This window comes from Pseudomonas sp. 5C2 (genome assembly GCF_034314155.1).
GTDB lineage: Bacteria > Pseudomonadota > Gammaproteobacteria > Pseudomonadales > Pseudomonadaceae > Aquipseudomonas.
Genome location: NZ_JAVIWH010000003.1, coordinates 1,830,173 through 1,850,792, shown reverse-complemented (window position 1 = coordinate 1,850,792; position 20,620 = coordinate 1,830,173). Strand labels below are relative to the sequence as shown.

The window sequence follows — 20,620 nt, the reverse complement described above, 5'->3', positions numbered from 1 at the left end:
TGGGATGTGGCTCGCGGCCTTGCGGGTCTTGCTCCTGAGCCGCTGATCAAGAAGTTGGTCATGGGCGTGTTTTGGAGTATAGATGTGCAAACTTCTAATAAGAACGCTCATAAAAGCCGGATCAATATGCAAAAAAACATCACGTCCTTGAACCTCCTCAATTGGGACGACCTGAAGTTTTTCCTTGAGGTCGCCCGCACCCGCAAAGCCAGCACTGCGGCCAAGCGCCTGGCGGTGGACTACACGACGGTGTCCCGACGGATCAATTCGCTGGAGGGATCGCTGGGGACATTACTGTTCGAGAAATCGCGCACTACCGGTTTTATCCTGACGCCCGAAGGCCAGCGCCTGCTCGGTTATGCCGAGTCGATCGAAAGCACGCTGCACCTGGCCTGCGAGCAGGTGTCAGGCTCGGGAGTGGCCCTGTCCGGCCATGTACGCATGGGTTGCACCGAAGGGTTTGGCAGCTTTTTCATCACGCCACAGCTGACGCACTTTCTCGACGCGTACCCGGCTATTTCGGTGGATATCCTGCCGCTGCCACACTTCATCAGCCTGTCCAAGCGCGAAGCCGACATCGTCATCGCCCTGGAGCGCCCCGAACATGGACCGTATGTCTGCTGCAAGCTGTGCGACTACAGCCTGCGCCTATATGCCACCCAGGAATACCTCGACCGCCATCCACCGATCCGGCGCAGCGCAGACCTGGCTGACCATCAGTTCATCAGTTACGTCGACGACCTGGCCTTCAGCTCGGAGCTGCTTTATCTAAGCAATTTACTCCCCGGCGCCAACGCGCATCTGCGCAGCACCAGCGTCATTGCCCAGTACGTAGCGGCGCTGCAAGGTCGGTCACTGGCGATCCTGCCGTGCTTCCTGGCAGCACAAGACCCGCGCCTGCTGCCCGTTCTGGAAAGCGAAGTGAAGATCACACGACAATTCTGGATGTACTGCCGCGAAGACCTGCGCAAGCTCAAGCGGATTACCCTGTTGTGGGATTACATCCGGGCGGTGACCGAGAAAAACAGCCAGCTTTTACTGGGTGAAACGAAGAAAATGCTGTTTGCAGACCAGCCGGGTGAACACTAACCCTGTGTAGGAGCGGGCTTGCCCGCGATAAGCCGGGCTCACGGCGGATCGCGGGCAAGCCCACTCCTACAGTTGATCTGTGTCTAGATAGTTTAGAAATCTCTGAACTATGGATTTGAGCTTTCCTATTCTTCCCACTCCCGCGCCACCCCTAAGATCCATTCCACCAAGGGACCGGATACCCAGAGATTCGGCCTAAAGATTACCCCTTCGCTACTGCCCATCGTTGCCGACCCGGCTTATGCCGTCGTCGCGCTGTGCCGTAGCCCGAGGAATCTTTGAGGTCATCAATGAAACTGGATATTTTCCGCACACTCTGGGGCTATACCGCGAGCAAAACCCAGGCGCTGGAAGAGCTGCTGGATGCTGGCTTCGACGGTATGGAAGCGCGTCTGCCGCTGGAAGCCAGCGAGCGTGCAGAGTTCTCGGCGTTTCTAAGGGCCAACCAACTCGGCTATATCAGCACCGTTTTCACCGCCTACAACGTCTTGCCCGAGCAGGCGGCACCAGTCACTGAACACTTGGTCGACCTGGACAAAAAACTCGCCTGGGCCGCCGAACTGTCGCCGCGCTTCGTCAATGTGCTCGCCGGCAATGACCGCTGGCAGTTGCCACAGCAGGTCGACTTTTTCGGTCGGGCGCTGGAACTGGCACGCAAACACGGTCAAGTGTGCAGCTTCGAAACCCATCGCTCGCGCTCGCTGTTCAATCCGTGGATTACCCTCGAACTGATCCGCCAACTGCCTGATCTGTTGTTCACCAGCGACATCAGCCATTGGATCGTCACCTGCGAGCGCCTGCTCAACGACCCCGAGGACGACCTCAGCGCGTTCGTTGATCGCGTGCATCACATTCAAGCCCGGGTCGGCTATGACCAGGGCCCACAGGTCCCGCACCCGGCCGCGCCGGAATACGCCAAGGAGCTGGCCTTCCATCAGCAGCATTGGGAAGCGATCTGGCACTCGCAAAAAAGACGCGGCTATCAGGTTAGCACTCTGACCCCGGAATTCGGCGCCGACGGTTACTTGCATCACCTGCCCTTCACCAACGTGCCCGTGGCCGATCTGTGGTCGCTGAACGTGTGGATGGGCCAGACCGAGCGCGAGCACTTCCAGCGTTTCACTCAATCGACTTGTCTTTGAAGGAGCGTTTTCGTTATGCCTGATCTCTCCCAAACCTCGGCACCCTCGGTCGCGGCCAACTTCAGCAGCATCCCCGTGGTGGACATTGCCGGGTTGTTCAGCACCGACGTCGCTCAGCGTCAGGCCGTCGCCGCAGCGCTAGGTGCTGCCGCCCGCGAGGTCGGTTTTCTGTACATCAAAAACCACGGCATCGACGCGCAGCTGATCACTGGCCTGTATCAAGCGGCCAAGGATTTTTTCGACCAGCCCTTCGACACCAAGATGCAGCACTACATTGGCACCTCAAAGACCCATAAAGGCTTCGTGCCCGAAGGTGAAGAGGTTTACGCCAAGGGCAAGCCCGACCATAAAGAAGCCTTCGACATCGGCTTCGAAGTACCCGCCGATGACCCGTTGGTGCTGGCCAATACGCCGCTGCTGGGGCCCAACGAGTGGCCGCTGCTGCCCGGTTTCAAAACGTCGGTGCAAGCCTATTACGCCGCAATTTTCGCCCTTGGCCGCAGGCTGTTCGGTGGCTTCGCCCTGGCATTGGGCCTGGAAGAAGACTACTTCGACGCGATGGTCACGCGCCCACCGTCCAAGCTGCGGCTGATCCATTACCCGTTCGACGACGCTGCGCAGGACGCGCCCGGTATTGGTGCACACACCGATTACGAGTGCTTCACAATATTGCTTGCCGACAAGCCGGGTCTGGAAGTCATGAACGATCTGGGCCTGTGGATCGATGCGCCGCCCATTGAGGGCGCCTTTGTGGTCAACATCGGCGACATGCTCGAGGTCATGACCGCTGGTACGTTCGTTGCTACGGCTCATCGGGTCAGAACGGTGAGTGAGGAGCGTTACTCCTTCCCGCTGTTCTACGCCTGCGACTTCCACACCCAGATCAAGCCGCTGCCCAGCTTCGCTCAGGCCGGCAAAGACTACGAGGAAATCGCCATCGGTGAACACATGTTCGGCCAGGCCCTGCAGACCTACCAATACCTGCGCAAACGGGTAGAAAACGGCGAGATAGCACTGCCGGAAAAAGCCCGCAAACCGTCGAGCTTCGGGCACCTGAAAAACCAGACCCCGGACGCTCCCTAAATGCAGTCCTGTCACGATCCCGTTAACCCATGTCGCCTTTTTTCTACTGTGGAGTCACCGACGATGCGCAACAAAAACAACACCGCTGTTCGCTTGACCGTACTTGCCGCCGCCGTGTTTGGCGCCACCCTGGCCCACGCCGCTACAACGGTGACGCCGGGGCAGTTCAAGGTGGGTATGGAGATTACTTACCCGCCGTTCGAGTCCTATGACAAAGACAAGAACGTGGTTGGCTCCGACCCCGAGCTGGCCAAACTGCTGGCCAGGCACATGGACCTCAAGACCGAATTCGTCGACACCAAGTTTCCGAGCCTGATCCTTGGCCTCAACTCCGGCCACTACGATGCGATCATCTCCGGGATGTACATCACCCCTGAGCGCCAAACCCAGGCCCAAACCATCCCCTACGCCAAAACCGGCGCTGCGATCATGGTGCTCAAGGACAGCCCGCTGAAACCGAAAACCCCGGAAGACCTGTGCGGCCTGAAAGTCGGCCTGGAAAAAGGCACGACCTGGGTGGCGCAGTTCAACAAGCTGTCCACTGACTACTGCGTGCCGAACAACAAAGGCGTCATCGCGGTCAGCGAATTTCCGTCAGCACCGGAAGTGACCCAGGCGCTGCTGTCCGGCAACGTCCAGACTCAGGTTGAAATCGATGGCGCGGCCGGCATGATCGCCGAGCGCACCAAAGGCCGTGTGGTGGTCAGCACCGAGCATTCCATCTATCAACAGACCCTGGGCATCTTCGTCAAAAAGGGTAACGAAGCGCTGTATCAGGCGTTGCTTAAAGCCTTCGACGACAGCAAGAAAAGCGGCGAATACGCGGCCCTGTTGAAGAAATACAACCTAGAAGAACCCACCCACTGATTTTTCCCTGTGTGACCTGCCGGCCCCCTGTGAGGCCGGCAGCTTGAGGTGTACATGCAATTTGAATGGTCGTACTTTTTTTCTCTGTTCTCCGTGTCGGATTTCTGGGAAGCCTGCATCACGGTGATCGAGCTCAGTGCCTTGGCCTGGTTCATCGGCATGCTGCTCGGTTTTCTGCTGGCCTCGGCCAAACTCTCGACCTCACGCTGGTTGAGTGTGCCCGCGTCGATTTATATCTGGTTCTTTCGCAGCATCCCGCTGCTGGTGTTGGTGGTGTTCGTCTACAACCTGCCCCAACTGTTTCCGTTCACCCGCGAAGTGCTGTCCAACCCCTTCTATTCCGGCTTGTTCGCCTTGGTGGTGACCGAGGCGGCGTACATGGCGGAGATTCATCGTGGCGGCCTGATTTCAGTCGCCAAAGGGCAGAAGGAAGCCGGTCGGGCACTGGGTATTGGTCTGATTGGCATGCAACGGCTGATCGTGATCCCACAAGCTTTTCGGATTTCCCTGCCAACCCTGATCAACGAATACATCACCGTAGTGAAACTGACGTCACTGGTCTCGGTCATCTCGCTGACCGAGCTGCTGACTGTCGGCCAGCGCCTCTACGCGCAGAACTTTCTGGTGATGGAAACCCTGTCAGCCGTGGCGGTGTACTACGTGTTGATCGTCAGCCTGTTCGGCTGGTTGCTGCAGCGGCTTGAGCAACACCTGGAATTGAACAACCGCACGCCACAAACCCTCGACGCGGCCGGCGTCGCTCAATTGCGCGCCAGCCTGATACCGACATCCAGCGTCGTCCGTCCGCAAAACGGCATCGGTGCCGCACCCGCGCTACAGCTGCATAACATCCACAAAAGTTATGGTCAGCATGACGTGCTCAAAGGCATCGATCTGGACGTGAACGCCGGCCAGGTGATTTCCATCATCGGCCCGTCCGGCTCGGGCAAGACCTCACTGATCCGCACCATCAACAGCCTGGAGAGCATTGATCAGGGCGAGATCATCCTGTTCGGCGAAAGCTTCATCCATGCCGGCGACAACCTTAACAGCGCCCAGATCCGTTACGGCGTGCAGCGCATCGGTATGGTTTTTCAGAGTTTCAACCTGTTCCCGCACCGCACCATCGTCGACAACATCACCCTCGCACCGTTCTACCACGGCCGCGAACAGCCACCGAGCGAACAGCGCGCCTATGCACTGCTGGACAAAGTCGGCCTGCTGGCCCACGCCCACAAATACCCGCATCAGCTGTCTGGCGGTCAACAACAGCGCGTCGCCATTGCTCGTGCCTTGGCGATGGACCCGCAGATCATGCTGTTCGACGAACCCACCTCCGCCCTTGATCCAGAGTTGGTGGGCGACGTGCTCAACGTCATCCGCGACCTGGCCAAAGAGGGCATGACCATGCTCATCGTCACCCACGAAATGGACTTTGCCCTGTCGATCTCCGACCGGATAATTTTTATGGAGGACGGGCTCATCCAGGTCGACGCCACGCCGCAAGTGATCAGGGCGCATGACGCGGGTGAGCGGGTCAGGCGGTTTATGGGGTTACATCCGCTATAACCCCAGCATCAAACCGCTCAGGCGCTTGACCTTGCGCCTGAGCGCCTCGTCGAAAATGCCCTGGCGCGGCTCGATCAGGCTGAACCAGTGCTTGGCCCGCGTGATGCCGGTGTAGATTAGCTCTTTGGTCAGTACCGGATTCAAGGACTCAGGCAGGATCAGCGCGGTGTGGGCGAACTCCGAGCCTTGAGATTTGTGTACGGTCATCGCGTACACGGTTTCAACATCGTTGAGCCGGCTGGGCAGCACGAAACGCACGCCGCCACTGCCGTCATTGCGCGGAAACGCGACGCGCAGCACCTGGCGTCCCGCCTCCTCGGTGCTGCGTTCAGGCAAGCGCAGGGCGATGCCGATGTCGCCGTTCATCAAGCCCAACCCGTAATCATTGCGCGTCATCAATACCGGACGACCTTCATACCAGTGCTGGTCGCTTTCGATCAGGCCCGCGTTGAACAGCGCCTGAGTGATGCGTTGATTCAGCCCTTCAACACCCCACGGGCCTTTCCGCACCGCGCACAGCAACTGGAACGAATCGAACGCTTCCAGCACCGAACGCGCCCAGAGTGTCCAGCATGGATCTTCAAGCGCGGCCCCTGCGGCTGGCCGCTGATCGGCCAGCACACCCAGATAATGCCGATAACCTTGCGGGCCTTCGGTGCCCTGTCCCAACCCCTCCAGCAGCAAGCGCTCCAGCGAGCGGTCCTGCTCACCCTTGAGCGCCAGTGCGAACAAGTCATTGTGGCTGCGCGCGGCTAGCAATGCCCGTGCGTCTTCGGCCTGTTGTTGATTGACCAGCCGGGCCAACTGGCCGATACCGCTGCCCTGCACAAAACGCCGGGAATGGCGCAGCATCACCACTTGTTGGGCCAACGGGAATTGCGTGGCGTCACCTTGCTGCAGTCCGCTTTTGCCCAGGTCTTCGCCGCTGACCGCTTGCAGCCAGGCTTGGGTTTGCGGGCTGTAGAGGCCCGCCTCCGCATCGCGGCACAAATCACCCAACACGGCACCGGCTTCCACCGAGGCCAACTGGTCTTTGTCACCAAGCAAAATCAGGCGCGCATGGGCCGGCAACGCAGCCAGTAGATTGGCCATCATTTCCAGGTCGATCATGGAAGCCTCATCGACCACCAACACGTCCAGCGGTAGCGGATTACCCGCGTGATGGCGGAAATGACGAGTGCCCGGACGGCTGCCCAGCAGACGGTGCACGGTGGTCACGTCGCTGGGGATTTTTTGCCGCACGTTTTCAGCCACTTCAAGGGACTGGACTTGATGACTGATGGACTCGGTCAACCGCGTAGCCGCTTTACCGGTGGGTGCCGCCAGACGAATGCGCAACGGCTGGCCGCTCTCCACGGCAGGCGCCTGCAACAACGCCAACAGCCGCACCACAGTCGTGGTTTTACCGGTACCAGGACCACCCGTGATGATGCTGAAGGCGCCGCGTGTCGCCAGCGCGCACGCCAGCTTTTGCCAGTCGATCAGCGCATCAGGAGCCGGATTGGCCTTGCCGAACAACGCATCGAGTCGTTGCGCCAGATCTGTGGGTGCGGCTTCCTGTTGCGCCAGACGCTGACGCAATGCAGCGGCGATACGTCTTTCGTAGCTCCAGTAACGACGCAAATACAGACGCCGACCCGACAGCACCAATGGCCTGTGCGCAGCGGCCTCGCTGTGATCATCGGCCTGCGCCACCAAGGCACTGCCAGCCAACGCCTGACACCAGGCGCCACCGTCCAGCGCCACCAGCAATTGCGAGGGCAACAGCATCGGACCTGACTGCAGATCGCCCTCAGGTGGCAACGACAGGGCGAAGTCCGGCTCCTTCAGTGTTTCATGCAGGTCCAGGCAGACGTGCCCATGACCCAGTTGATGGCTGGTCAAGGCCGCTGCCAGCAGCACCAGCGAATCCGCCTGCGGGTCCAGTTCACTGAGGAACGCGACAAAGGCCCGATCCAGCGCCCGCAGCCAGCCACGTTCGACCCAGCGTTCAAGCAACAGCAGCAGATCGTCGACACGACTCAGCGGCGTCAGCTCGGCCAGGCTTTGTGCATCCAGCGGTGTGGGCAACAGTTCAGCGAATGAACGACTCATGCGGGCTCTCCTGACAGCACATCTTCCTGGGGCAACGACTTGCCTTGAAACAGTCGATCCAGACGCTCGATCAGCTCACGCGGCGGACGGGTGAAGTAGGCGCCCTGACTCGGCGCACGGGTGCCGCGCAGGAACAGGTACAGCGCGCCGCCCATATGCCGGTCGTAATCGTAGTCAGGCAGACGCGCCTTGAGCTGGCGGTGCAGGGCCAACAGGTACAGCACGTATTGCAGGTCGTAACGGTTGTCCAGAATCGAGGCGGTCATCGCTTGCTCGGTGTAGGCCTCTTCATCAACGCCCAGCCAGTTGGACTTGTAGTCAGCCACGTAATAACGACCCTGGTGCTCGAACGTCAGGTCGATAAACCCTTTGAACATGCCGTTGAGCGATGCCGCTTCCGCCGGTGCTCGCGGCGCGCCGTCATGGGTGTAGCGCCGAACCAGCGCATCCATCCGTGCCACGTCGACCTTGTGACAGGCGAACCAGAACTCCATTTCGACCTGATACTGACCCAACTGCCCCAGCGACATAGGCTGGTCATTAGCCTCCAGACACAACGGCACATTGAGCAAGTGCGTCATCCAGTCGGTGAGCGTCGGAATCCAGCCCTGCCAGCCACGCCGATTGCAGCGGCTGCCGATGGCTTTTTCCAGCTTGACCGGGTCGGCTGCCGCTGCGGCAAAACCTTCACGCCCGGCCCACTCCAGCAAGCCGTGCAGAAAGGTCCCGGGATTAGGTCCGCGCGGGAACCGATGGATGTCGCCACCACTGACCAGCACCTCGCGAGGTGCATCGGGATCGAGTCGTTCGTCGTCGAACAGTTTTTGCGCCTGCGGGCTGTCCGGGGATTCGTCGCTGCCTGCGGTGAGGGTGTCGCCAATACGCAAGGCGCTGTAAGACGCAATCCACCAGTTTTCGGCCGCGCGGCGTTTTGGCAGGCGTGGTTTAAGCAATACGGCTTCGTTGCGCGGCGGACTGAACGTGATGTTCGTCGGCGCAGGCATGGCTTCGACGCTGAGGGCCGTGCAGTGTTCTTTCAGTTGGTGCAGCCATTGGCTCAGCCCTGCGGATTCGGTCAACGGCGTCCCGCCACCCAGCAAATAACCCAGCGCAGAGCGGTGCAGCGTCGAGCTGTTAGCGTTGCCACGCTTGAGGTCCGCCACACCCAACCAGCAGACGAATTCTGCTCGTGTGAGGGCGACGTAGAGCAGGCGTAAATCTTCTGCGAGACGCTCGTTATCTGCTTGTTCGATCAAGGCCGCCGTGGGCTTCAGACTGATCTGTGCCCTTCCGTCCGCATCATGAAAGTGCAACGGCAAACGGCTGCCATCCACCGGTTTTGAGGAGCAGATGAACGGCAGGAACACCAACGGGTATTGCAGGCCTTTGGACTTGTGGATGGTCACCACTTTGACCAATTGCTCGTCGCTTTCCAGGCGCAGGATCTGTTCTTCACCGGCCTGACCGGACAACGCCAGATGCTCGCCTAGATGGCGAATCAGTGCTTGTTCGCCATCCAGTTCGGCAGCGGCTTGTTGCAGCAGTTCAGACAAGTGCAGCAAGTTGGTCAGCACGCGCTCGCCGTCGTTGCGGCTGATCAACGCCTGCGGCAATTGAAAGTCGTGCAACAAGCGTCTCAGCATCGGCAGCACACCTTGGCTGCGCCAGATCGCACGATAACCACGGAACTGCATGACGCGTGCTTCCCACGCCAATTCGTCCTGATTCAGACGCTCAAGCTCGGCCAGTGACAGGTTCAGAGTGATGCAGGCCAAGGCGGCGCGCAGGGTGCGTTCGGAGTCCGGTTCGGCGCAGGCTTTGAGCCAGCTCAGGACGTCGTGGGCTTCCTGGGCGGCGAACACCGAATCCTTGTCCGACAGATAAACACTGCGCACACCACGGGCCGACAGCTCTCCGCGCACGGCCTGCGCCTCTTTACCGTCGCGCACCAGGATCGCGATATCGGCGGGCAGTAAACCGCGCAGCGCTTTACCCGGCAGGCCGAACCCGGTGAGACCTTGCTGGCCTTCATTGAGCAGGCGCACGATTTCGCTGGCACAACTGGCGGCCAGCTGTTGTCGATAGGTCGCACCGGAGACCGGCTGATCACTTTCCAGCTGCCAGACATTCAGCGCGGCGGGGGCATGACCATTGACCTGGAACAGTTCTTTGCGCCCTTGGGATTTGGCAGGTCCGAACGGCACCTGATTGTCAGCGCCGTCACGGAACAGAAAGGCGCCACGCCCCTGCTCACGTTGCTCGGCGCGTTCGAATACATGATTGACGGCCTCGACCATGGCGTGGCTGGAGCGAAAGTTTTTATCCAGCGTGTGCCAGCGCCCAGTGGTGGCAGAGCGCGCGCGCAGGTAGGTGTAGATGTCAGCGCCACGGAACGCATAAATCGCCTGCTTGGGGTCGCCGATCAGGAACAGCCCGGTCTCGCGGCTGTTCTCTTCGAGTCGGTAGATGCGCTCGAAAATCCGGTACTGCACGGGGTCGGTGTCCTGGAACTCATCGATCAGAGCGACGGGGAACTGTTCACGAATCAAGGTCGCCAGACGCTCGCCCCCGGCGCTGCCCAATGCCGCATCGAGCCTGAGCAGCATGTCGTCGAAACCCATTTCCGCCCGCCGACGCTTCTCTTCTTCGAAGCGCGTGCCTACCCATTGCGCGGCGTGTTCAAGCACTGCAGCATCGGGCGTGGGTAGGGTGTCGAGACTGGCCTTGAGTTCAAGCATCGCTTCGAGCGCCGGGTGCGATGGTGCGTCGCCCTTCCACGCTTCGGCAAAACCATCTGGCGTAAGGCGAGTGAAGCCAGTGCCCAGATCGAGTTCTTCCTGATCCTCGTCAGCCGCCCATGCGGTGAGCTTTTCGAACCACGGTTTGAAATAGCGCTCCTGCATCTTGCGACCATCGACGGCCTTGCGTGTGACAGCGTCAATGCAGATCACCTGTAGCTCGGCGGCCCAATCGACCCAAGGGGCTTTCAGGGCCTGCAACGCTTCGCGACGTTGCTGCAATGTCGCCGCGATCAGCTCGGCAGGCTCTTGGGTTGTATTGCCTCTTTCGCCGTCGCCAGCGTTGCCGAACAGGGCTCGAACCCTCGGCAGCAATGCCGCAGGACTGCCCCAATGAGCGCGCACCCACTTCAGCGCATCACCGTTCATGGGATAGCAAAACCGGCGCCAGTAATCGCGCAGCACTTCACTGAGCAATTCGCTGTGATCGGTTTCCAGGGTCTGGGTGAACAGGCTGCCACTGTCGAAGGCGTGCTCGCGCAGCATGCGCTGACACCAACTGTGGATAGTCGACACCGCAGCCTCATCCATCCACTGTGCTGCAATATCCAGGCGATTGGCGCACCCGGGCCATTGCTCAGCGCTGTACTGATCGCGTAACTCCGCGATCAGATCATCGGGTGCAGCCATCTCATCACGAAAGAACCGTGCAGCTTCCGCCAAGCGCGTGCGAATACGGTCGCGCAGTTCTTTGGTGGCGGCATCGGTGAAGGTCACCACCAGAATTTGCGGCGGCAGTAACTCGCGGCCGAAACCCGATTCGCCGCCATGGCCGAGGACCAGGCGCAGGTACAACGCAGAAATGGTGAAGGTCTTGCCGGTGCCGGCGCTGGCCTCGATCAACTGGCTTCCGTGAAGAGGGAAGCGCAGGGCCAGGGATGCCGTCTGTTGTTGGGTCGGCTGTTCTGTTTGATTGAGGTTCATGCGCTGGCCTCCGCAGTGGACAGGGATTGCCAGGAGGCTTCGAATAACGGTCGATACAGCGCGTCACACCAACCCACAAATTCTTCGCTGCCGATCAGTGCTGCAAAGTCCGGGAACTGACGGGCCAGCGCCGTGCTTTCGCGACGCTCACCATTGGTGGTCTGACCATCGCCTTCGTAAGCCTTACAGGCTGCTGCCTCTGCCTTCGCTTCGTCACTCTGACCGAGCCAGGCAAACGCGGTTTTTACGGCCACGGGCAGTGGTCGCTGCATACCGGTTTGCCAGGCCATCAACAGATGATTAAGCGCAGTCGCCGCAGCGTCTTTTTCCAGCGGGTCCAGCAACAGGGTTTCATCGCTGGCGACCAACGCCGTGCTCAGCGATAGACCACACGCGCAGGCCACCAGGTGAATAACCCAAGGCCGCGTCAATCGATGCCACTTGCGGGTTCTCTTCGAGCCAATGGCGTTCGGAATTGCGGTCACGGCCAACAACCCACCGCTGCTGTTTTTATGCAGCCCGCTGAGCCAGCCGTCCAGACTCACCTGCTGGTGAGCAAAGCTGACAGGCAATGCACTGTTCAGCGGTTCGGGCCACTGGCTCAGCAGGTCGTGATAACGCTGGAGCAGGTCAGGTAACGGCTCGATCAGCTCCTCTTGCAGACTCGCACCAAAACCGGCCATGGGCAGCAACCCACTGCCTTGCAGTCGTCGGGCTTGGGACAGCAAGGCGTCGTCGATCTGCTCGGGTCGAGCCAATGCTGCTTCAAGCAGGCTTTCACTCAGGCTGTATCGCTCAAGGGCATCGAGCACGAAGGGTTCTTCATCCGCGAGGGGCGCTTCGGCCACTTCGAAGAAAATCTTCAATCGCTGGCTGAAGAAGTGCCGGACGGGATTGCGCAAAAAATCTTGTAATTGCGCGAGGCTCAGCGGCTCCTCCTGCTGATGCTCCGACAGTGCTGGCGCTTCGACAGCCGGGATGTTCGACTCATGCAGCATCTGCCATTCGCGAGCAAAGCTGAAGAAACCGCTGCCGTCATGGAAATACTGTGCACTGAACGGCTGCAAGGGGTGTTCGAGGGTCAGCTTGTGGAGCAACTGTTCGCCGGGATTACGTTTCTCCGTGTCTTCTGGCTCTGCCGCGCCGACCGGCTTCCAACCGCTGGCGAGATGATCGCGAAGTTGACCAATCAGCACCGACGCCGGACGTTCGCTGTTGTCGCGGATGCTGCGCCCGACCCAACTGATGTATAGCTGATCGCGGGCAGAGAGCAGCGCTTCAAGCAGCAAGTAACGATCATCTTCACGCCGGGAGCGATCACCGGGACGGTAGTCGCTGCCCATCAAATCGAAGTCCAGCGGCGGTTGTGCCCGTGGGTAATCGCCATCGTTCATGCCCAACAGGCAGACCAGTTTGAAGGGGATTGCCCGCATGGGCATCAGGGTGCAAAAGTTAACCGAGCCTGCCAGAAATCGCTGAGACAGACGTCCTTGGTCAAGGCCGGCCAACCAGGCTTCGCGGACGACGGTCAGGGGAAGTTCGTCGAGCAAGCCAACCGCTTCACACGTTTCCAGCCAGGTTTCACGCAGTTGCTCAAGTTGGCCAAGCAGGTAGTCGTCATGCTCACTGTCGGCCGCGAAGAACACGTGCATCAGGGCTTGCAGGCGCGCGCCCCAAACGTGAGGCGGCGCCGGGAGCGAGAGCTCACTATGAGCGACCTGTAGGGCATCGATCAGTGAGACCAGTGGGCCAATCAGCGCGGCATCAAGCCCGCCAATCTCATCGTACGGTTCAATGCCGTAATAGGAGGCACCCGCCCCAACGGCGTAACCCAGCAGCATGCGACGCAGGCCGAAATGCCAGCTGTTCTGCTCCAGTTCATCAGGCAAACCCAGGCCCGCGCGCTGCTTGGCGTTCAAGCCCCAACGAACACCTGCCCCTTCAATCCAGCGATGCAGCGTCGCAAGGTCACGCTCTTCGACGCCAAACCTTGCACGCAGCGCCGGGACGTCCAGCAGGTCAAGGATTTCACTGACCGGGAATCGACTGTCCGGGATCTTCAGTAGATGTTCGACTGCAATCAACAACGGCTCACGGCCGCGCTGACCCTGGTCCGCCAGAGTGAACGGAATGAAACGTCGATCATCACGCTCGAGCTGGCCGAACACAGCACGGATGTGCGGGGCATAGCTATCGATGTCGGGGACCATGACGATCACATCGCGCGGGCGCAGATCAGGGTCAGCGCTGAAACGGGCGAGTAATTGATCATGAAGGATTTCCACTTCCCGCTGCGCGCTGTGCGCTACATGGAAACGGATCGAACGGTCTTTGCCAGGATCGACCGCTGGCCACAGATCGCGGGTCTCGCTGAGTGGGCGCAGTTCGAGAATGTCGTCCTGTAGCTGGTTCAATATCGTGTGAGGTTCGCTCTCACTGAACAGATCGATACGTCCGTCTCTGAACGCTGCCCGGTAGCTGTTGGGCTCGTCATAACTGTCCAGCAAATTGATGTAGTCACGACCTTGTTTGCCCCACGCGGCGAGCAGCGGATGTGCATGCTGGTGCAGCGCTTCGGGATCCAGCACAACGGGCATTCCGGCTTTACGCGCCTGACGCTTATATTGATGCCGTAACAGGTCTTTATCGGCGACGATGTCTGCCCAATGGTGCCGACACGGGTTGTGCACACAGAGCAGCACCTGACTGAATTTTGCCAGACCGGCCAAGGCTTCGAGCGCTTGTGCCGGTAGCGAAGAGATGCCAAACACAATGACCCGCGAAGGGAGGCCCGCAGGTGCCTCGGTCAGGCTATTGATACGCTCGATAAAACGCTGGTGAACGCCCGCGCGACTTTGCGCCATGTCTTCGACACCGACGTCCAGCAGTAGCGCACGCCATAACTCTGCCTGCCAGCAATTGGCCGGTGTCAGAGCTTTGCTCTCACCTCGGCCATTGCGCAATTGATGATGGCCGGCAGCCCAGTCTTCGAGCCAGTCAGCCCGGTATACCTGGTACTGGTCAAACAGGTCCGCGAGTCGCTCAGACAGCTGATAGCGCTTGCGTAGATCGGTGTCGTTAGTGAGGAAGCGTTGCAGAGGCTCGAAATGCGGCTGGTCAATCAACGCAGGAAGCAGGCGCATCAAACGCCAAGTAAGAGGGGCCTTGTCCAACAGCGAAGTCGCTGGAATTTCATCACGTCCCAACACCACTCGGTACAGCTGCCACATGAAACTACCGGGGAGTTGCACATCCACTGCGGCTGCAATTCCGCATCCACCCTGATCGTCGTCCTGAGAGTCCTCAGCCAACGCCAGTTTCAACCATTGAGCGATGCCGTTGCTTTGCACCAACGCAATCTCATTCTCCAGGGGCGCCAGCGGATAACGCCGCATCCAGGAAACGACAAGGCTGCGCAACTCATCCAGTCGGTTGCCATGAACCACCATGAATCCAGCAGTGAGCGTTGGTGTAACCGGCATAGCTGCTTCCTTGACTGATACCGTCATTGAGTTTCGCGCAGACGGCCCATGAATTGGATGAAAAACTGATGGCAGAACCTTAAGGGCAAGCGAGCAGGATTGCCACCTGATCCAACTTTTTCTCCGCACACAAACAAAACCCCTGTTTGCGTAAGCAAACAGGGGTTTCGGAATTTAATCTTGACGATGACCTACTCTCACATGGGGAAACCCCACACTACCATCGGCGATGCATCGTTTCACTGCTGAGTTCGGGATGGGATCAGGTGGTTCCAATGCTCTATGGTCGTCAAGAAATTCGGCTGCCGGATCGTCGTGCTTGCGCGCAACGGGCCAACTAATGGGGATGTGATAGATCTGTGGGTTGTTGCCAATTTTCGGTTTGTGTCGTCTTCACACACCGCAATCTGCTCTTTCGACGCAAATTGCTTGGGTGTTATATGGTCAAGCCTCACGGGCAATTAGTATTGGTTAGCTCAACGCCTCACAGCGCTTACACACCCAACCTATCAACGTCGTAGTCTTCGACGGCCCTTCAGGGGACTCAAGGTCCCAGTGAGATCTCATCTTGAGGCTAGTTTCCCGCTTAGATGCTTTCAGCGGTTATCTATTCCGAACGTAGCTACCCGGCAATGCCACTGGCGTGACAACCGGAACACCAGAGGTTCGTCCACTCCGGTCCTCTCGTACTAGGAGCAGCCCCTCTCAAATCTCAAACGTCCACGGCAGATAGGGACCGAACTGTCTCACGACGTTCTAAACCCAGCTCGCGTACCACTTTAAATGGCGAACAGCCATACCCTTGGGACCGGCTTCAGCCCCAGGATGTGATGAGCCGACATCGAGGTGCCAAACACCGCCGTCGATATGAACTCTTGGGCGGTATCAGCCTGTTATCCCCGGAGTACCTTTTATCCGTTGAGCGATGGCCCTTCCATACAGAACCACCGGATCACTAAGACCTACTTTCGTACCTGCTCGACGTGTCTGTCTCGCAGTCAAGCGCGCTTTTGCCTTTATACTCTACGACCGATTTCCGACCGGTCTGAGCGCACCTTCGTACTCCTCCGTTACTCTTTAGGAGGAGACCGCCCCAGTCAAACTACCCACCATACACTGTCCTCGATCCGGATAACGGACCTGAGTTAGAACCTCAAAGTTGCCAGGGTGGTATTTCAAGGTTGGCTCCACGCAGACTGGCGTCCACGCTTCAAAGCCTCCCACCTATCCTACACAAGCAAATTCAAAGTCCAGTGCAAAGCTATAGTAAAGGTTCACGGGGTCTTTCCGTCTAGCCGCGGATACACTGCATCTTCACAGCGATTTCAATTTCACTGAGTCTCGGGTGGAGACAGCGCCGCCATCGTTACGCCATTCGTGCAGGTCGGAACTTACCCGACAAGGAATTTCGCTACCTTAGGACCGTTATAGTTACGGCCGCCGTTTACCGGGGCTTCGATCAAGAGCTTCGCGTTAGCTAACCCCATCAATTAACCTTCCGGCACCGGGCAGGCGTCACACCCTATACGTCCACTTTCGTGTTTGCAGAGTGCTGTGTTTTTAATAAACAGTCGCAGCGGCCTGGTATCTTCGACCGGCATGGGCTTACGCAGTAAATGCTTCACCCTCACCGGCGCACCTTCTCCCGAAGTTACGGTGCCATTTTGCCTAGTTCCTTCACCCGAGTTCTCTCAAGCGCCTTGGTATTCTCTACCCAACCACCTGTGTCGGTTTGGGGTACGGTTCCTGGTTACCTGAAGCTTAGAAGCTTTTCTTGGAAGCATGGCATCAACCACTTCGTGTGCCTAAGCACACTCGTCATCAGCTCTCGGCCTTAAGATCCCGGATTTACCTAAGATCTCAGCCTACCACCTTAAACTTGGACAACCAACGCCAAGCTGGCCTAGCCTTCTCCGTCCCTCCATCGCAATAACCAGAAGTACAGGAATATTAACCTGTTTTCCATCGACTACGCTTTTCAGCCTCGCCTTAGGGACCGACTAACCCTGCGTCGATTAACGTTGCGCAGGAAACCTTGGTCTTTCGGCGTGGGTGTTTTTCACACCCATTATCGTTACTCATGTCAGCATTCGCACTTCTGATACCTCCAGCAAGCTTCTCAACTCACCTTCACAGGCTTACAGAACGCTCCTCTACCGCATCACCTAAGTGATACCCGTAGCTTCGGTGTATGGTTTGAGCCCCGTTACATCTTCCGCGCAGGCCGACTCGACTAGTGAGCTATTACGCTTTCTTTAAAGGGTGGCTGCTTCTAAGCCAACCTCCTAGCTGTCTAAGCCTTCCCACATCGTTTCCCACTTAACCATAACTTTGGGACCTTAGCTGACGGTCTGGGTTGTTTCCCTTTTCACGACGGACGTTAGCACCCGCCGTGTGTCTCCCATGCTCGGCACTTGTAGGTATTCGGAGTTTGCATCGGGTTGGTAAATCGGGATGATCCCCTAGCCGAAACAGTGCTCTACCCCCTACAGTGATACATGAGGCGCTACCTAAATAGCTTTCGAGGAGAACCAGCTATCTCCGAGCTTGATTAGCCTTTCACTCCGATCCACAGGTCATCCGCTAACTTTTCAACGGTAGTCGGTTCGGTCCTCCAGTTAGTGTTACCCAACCTTCAACCTGCCCATGGATAGATCGCCCGGTTTCGGGTCTATTCCCAGCGACTAGACGCCCTATTAAGACTCGCTTTCGCTACGCCTCCCCTATTCGGTTAAGCTCGCCACTGAAAATAAGTCGCTGACCCATTATACAAAAGGTACGCAGTCACCCAACAAAGTGGGCTCCCACTGCTTGTACGCATACGGTTTCAGGATCTATTTCACTCCCCTCTCCGGGGTTCTTTTCGCCTTTCCCTCACGGTACTAGTTCACTATCGGTCAGTCAGTAGTATTTAGCCTTGGAGGATGGTCCCCCCATATTCAGACAAAGTTTCTCGTGCTCCGTCCTACTCGATTTCACTGCAAAGAGATTTTCGCGTACAGGGCTATCACCCACTATGGCCGTCCTTTCCAGAACGTTCCGCTAATCTCAATACAGCTTAAGGGCTGGTCCCCGTTCGCTCGCCACTACTAAGGGAATCTCGGTTGATTTCTTTTCCTCAGGGTACTTAGATGTTTCAGTTCCCCTGGTTCGCTCCATACACCTATGTATTCAGTGTAAGGTAACGGTCTTATGACCGCTGGGTTCCCCCATTCAGACATCTCCGGATCAAAGTCTGTTTGCCGACTCCCCGAAGCTTTTCGCAGGCTACCACGTCTTTCATCGCCTCTGACTGCCAAGGCATCCACCGTATGCGCTTCTTCACTTGACCATATAACCCCAAGCAATCTGGTTATACTATGAAGACGACATTCGCCGAAAATTCGCAATTTAACTCACAAATTTTACCTTAGCCCGTAACAGCACCAGTGAAAGTGCTGCCCGGTCTAACTTTCTATCACATACCCAAATTTTTAAAGAACGATCTAATCAAAGACTAGAAATCAACATTCACCATCCAATCGATGGAATGCTCATTTCTAAACTCTACAATACAGAAGCAGTAAGTGGTGGAGCCAAACGGGATCGAACCGTTGACCTCCTGCGTGCAAGGCAGGCGCTCTCCCAGCTGAGCTATGGCCCCGTATCTCTACAGGCGTTTCCCACACAAAATTGGTGGGTCTGGGCAGATTCGAACTGCCGACCTCACCCTTATCAGGGGTGCGCTCTAACCAACTGAGCTACAGACCCAATTTCGGGCTGCTTCTAAATCGTCTTTTTCAATGAATCAAGCAATTCGTGTGGGAACTTATGAAGAAGCTGATGTCTTCGATTAAGGAGGTGATCCAGCCGCAGGTTCCCCTACGGCTACCTTGTTACGACTTCACCCCAGTCATGAATCACACCGTGGTAACCGTCCTCCCGAAGGTTAGACTAGCTACTTCTGGTGCAACCCACTCCCATGGTGTGACGGGCGGTGTGTACAAGGCCCGGGAACGTATTCACCGCGACATTCTGATTCGCGATTACTAGCGATTCCGACTTCACGCAGTCGAGTTGCAGACTGCGATCCGGACTACGATCGGTTTTCTGGGATTAGCTCCACCTCGCGGCTTGGCGACCCTCTGTACCGACCATTGTAGCACGTGTGTAGCCCAGGCCGTAAGGGCCATGATGACTTGACGTCATCCCCACCTTCCTCCGGTTTGTCACCGGCAGTCTCCTTAGAGTGCCCGCCATTACGCGCTGGTAACTAAGGACAAGGGTTGCGCTCGTTACGGGACTTAACCCAACATCTCACGACACGAGCTGACGACAGCCATGCAGCACCTGTCTCAATGCTCCCGAAGGCACTCCGCTATCTCTAGCAGATTCATTGGATGTCAAGGCCTGGTAAGGTTCTTCGCGTTGCTTCGAATTAAACCACATGCTCCACCGCTTGTGCGGGCCCCCGTCAATTCATTTGAGTTTTAACCTTGCGGCCGTACTCCCCAGGCGGTCAACTTAATGCGTTAGCTGCGCCACTAAGAGCTCAAGGCTCCCAACGGCTAGTTGACATCGTTTACGGCGTGGACTACCAGGGTATCTAATCCTGTTTGCTCCCCACGCTTTCGCACCTCAGTGTCAGTATCAGTCCAGGTGGTCGCCTTCGCCACTGGTGTTCCTTCCTATATCTACGCATTTCACCGCTACACAGGAAATTCCACCACCCTCTACCATACTCTAGCTCGACAGTTTTGAATGCAGTTCCCAGGTTGAGCCCGGGGATTTCACATCCAACTTAACGAACCACCTACGCGCGCTTTACGCCCAGTAATTCCGATTAACGCTTGCACCCTCTGTATTACCGCGGCTGCTGGCACAGAGTTAGCCGGTGCTTATTCTGTCGGTAACGTCAAAACACTAACGTATTAGGTTAATGCCCTTCCTCCCAACTTAAAGTGCTTTACAATCCGAAGACCTTCTTCACACACGCGGCATGGCTGGATCAGGCTTTCGCCCATTGTCCAATATTCCCCACTGCTGCCTCCCGTAGGAGTCTGGACCGTGTCTCAGTTCCAGTGTGACTGATCATCCTCTCAGACCAGTTACGGATCGTAGCCTTGGTGAGCCATTACCTCACCAACTAGCTAATCCGACCTAGGCTCATCTGATAGCGCAAGGCCCGAAGGTCCCCTGCTTTCTCCCGTAGGACGTATGCGGTATTAGCGTCCGTTTCCGAACGTTATCCCCCACTACCAGGCAGATTCCTAGGTATTACTCACCCGTCCGCCGCTCGCCACCAGGTACAAGTACCCGTGCTGCCGCTCGACTTGCATGTGTTAGGCCTGCCGCCAGCGTTCAATCTGAGCCATGATCAAACTCTTCAGTTCAAACATCTTTGGGTTTTGACAAAACCCTAAACTTAGCTCAGCAATCGTTGGTTACATCTTTGATTTCTCGCGGAGTAACTTGTGATGCTGATAATCAGTTGACTTCAGTCTTACAACACAAGCACCCACACGAATTGCTTGATTCAATTGTTAAAGAGCGGGTGGTTGAGATCTTTCGTCTCAGCCGAGGCGCGCATTCT

At 57.6% G+C, this 20,620-nt stretch carries 8 protein-coding genes, 2 tRNA genes and 3 rRNA genes; 5 read left to right on the top strand and 8 right to left on the bottom strand.

The features are described from left to right. The first annotated feature begins 126 nt into the window (after nucleotides 1–126). The 5 genes from RGU44_RS23105 to RGU44_RS23085 all read left to right on the top strand — a co-directional run bounded on the left by RGU44_RS23105 (nucleotide 127) and on the right by RGU44_RS23085 (nucleotide 5,750). Nucleotides 127–1,089: a LysR family transcriptional regulator gene (locus RGU44_RS23105; RefSeq protein WP_322278494.1), complete on the top strand. Its 963-nt coding sequence runs from the start codon at nucleotides 127–129 to the stop codon at nucleotides 1,087–1,089. A 290-nt stretch (nucleotides 1,090–1,379) separates the two neighbouring features. Next, nucleotides 1,380–2,231: a sugar phosphate isomerase/epimerase family protein gene (locus tag RGU44_RS23100; protein WP_322278121.1), complete on the top strand. Its 852-nt coding sequence runs from the start codon at nucleotides 1,380–1,382 to the stop codon at nucleotides 2,229–2,231. Between the two features lie 15 nt (nucleotides 2,232–2,246). Beyond that, nucleotides 2,247–3,314 carry an isopenicillin N synthase family dioxygenase gene (locus RGU44_RS23095; RefSeq protein WP_322278119.1) on the top strand — a complete coding sequence of 356 codons (1,068 nt, stop codon included), beginning with the start codon at nucleotides 2,247–2,249 and terminating at the stop codon, nucleotides 3,312–3,314. A 63-nt stretch (nucleotides 3,315–3,377) separates the two neighbouring features. Then, complete coding sequence (locus tag RGU44_RS23090) at nucleotides 3,378–4,181, top strand: ABC transporter substrate-binding protein (RefSeq protein ID WP_322278116.1); 804 nt, start codon at nucleotides 3,378–3,380, stop codon at nucleotides 4,179–4,181. 54 nt (nucleotides 4,182–4,235) lie between these two features. After that, complete coding sequence (locus RGU44_RS23085) at nucleotides 4,236–5,750, top strand: amino acid ABC transporter permease/ATP-binding protein (protein WP_322278113.1); 1,515 nt, start codon at nucleotides 4,236–4,238, stop codon at nucleotides 5,748–5,750. On the opposite strand, the gene recD is transcribed toward RGU44_RS23085, so the two are convergent. The 8 genes from recD to RGU44_RS23045 all read right to left on the bottom strand — a co-directional run bounded on the left by recD (nucleotide 5,745) and on the right by RGU44_RS23045 (nucleotide 20,420). Further along, the gene (gene recD / locus RGU44_RS23080) at nucleotides 5,745–7,844 is read right to left on the bottom strand and encodes an exodeoxyribonuclease V subunit alpha (protein ID WP_322278111.1); all 2,100 of its coding nucleotides are present in this window, start codon (nucleotides 7,842–7,844) and stop codon (nucleotides 5,745–5,747) included. The genes RGU44_RS23085 and recD overlap by 6 nt on opposite strands. Beyond that, entirely contained in the window at nucleotides 7,841–11,566 is a 3,726-nt protein-coding gene (gene recB / locus RGU44_RS23075) for an exodeoxyribonuclease V subunit beta (protein ID WP_322278109.1), read from the bottom strand. Before recB ends, recD begins: the two co-directional genes overlap by 4 nt. Beyond that, nucleotides 11,563–15,048, bottom strand: coding sequence for an exodeoxyribonuclease V subunit gamma (recC, locus tag RGU44_RS23070; RefSeq protein ID WP_322278107.1), 3,486 nt, complete (start codon nucleotides 15,046–15,048; stop codon nucleotides 11,563–11,565). The genes recB and recC overlap by 4 nt, the downstream gene beginning before the upstream one ends. A gap of 178 nt (nucleotides 15,049–15,226) precedes the next feature. Further along, nucleotides 15,227–15,342: ribosomal RNA gene (gene rrf / locus RGU44_RS23065) — 5S ribosomal RNA — on the bottom strand. 146 nt (nucleotides 15,343–15,488) lie between these two features. Next, nucleotides 15,489–18,379, bottom strand: a 23S ribosomal RNA gene (locus tag RGU44_RS23060). A 236-nt stretch (nucleotides 18,380–18,615) separates the two neighbouring features. Further along, nucleotides 18,616–18,691 (bottom strand) — tRNA-Ala (locus RGU44_RS23055). A 30-nt stretch (nucleotides 18,692–18,721) separates the two neighbouring features. Further along, a tRNA-Ile gene (locus RGU44_RS23050) sits at nucleotides 18,722–18,798 on the bottom strand. Nucleotides 18,799–18,881: 83 nt separating this feature from the next. Then, a 16S ribosomal RNA gene (locus tag RGU44_RS23045) occupies nucleotides 18,882–20,420 on the bottom strand. Together the 16S, 23S and 5S rRNA genes with 2 tRNA genes alongside form the textbook arrangement of a ribosomal RNA operon. Nucleotides 20,421–20,620 lie beyond the last annotated feature (200 nt).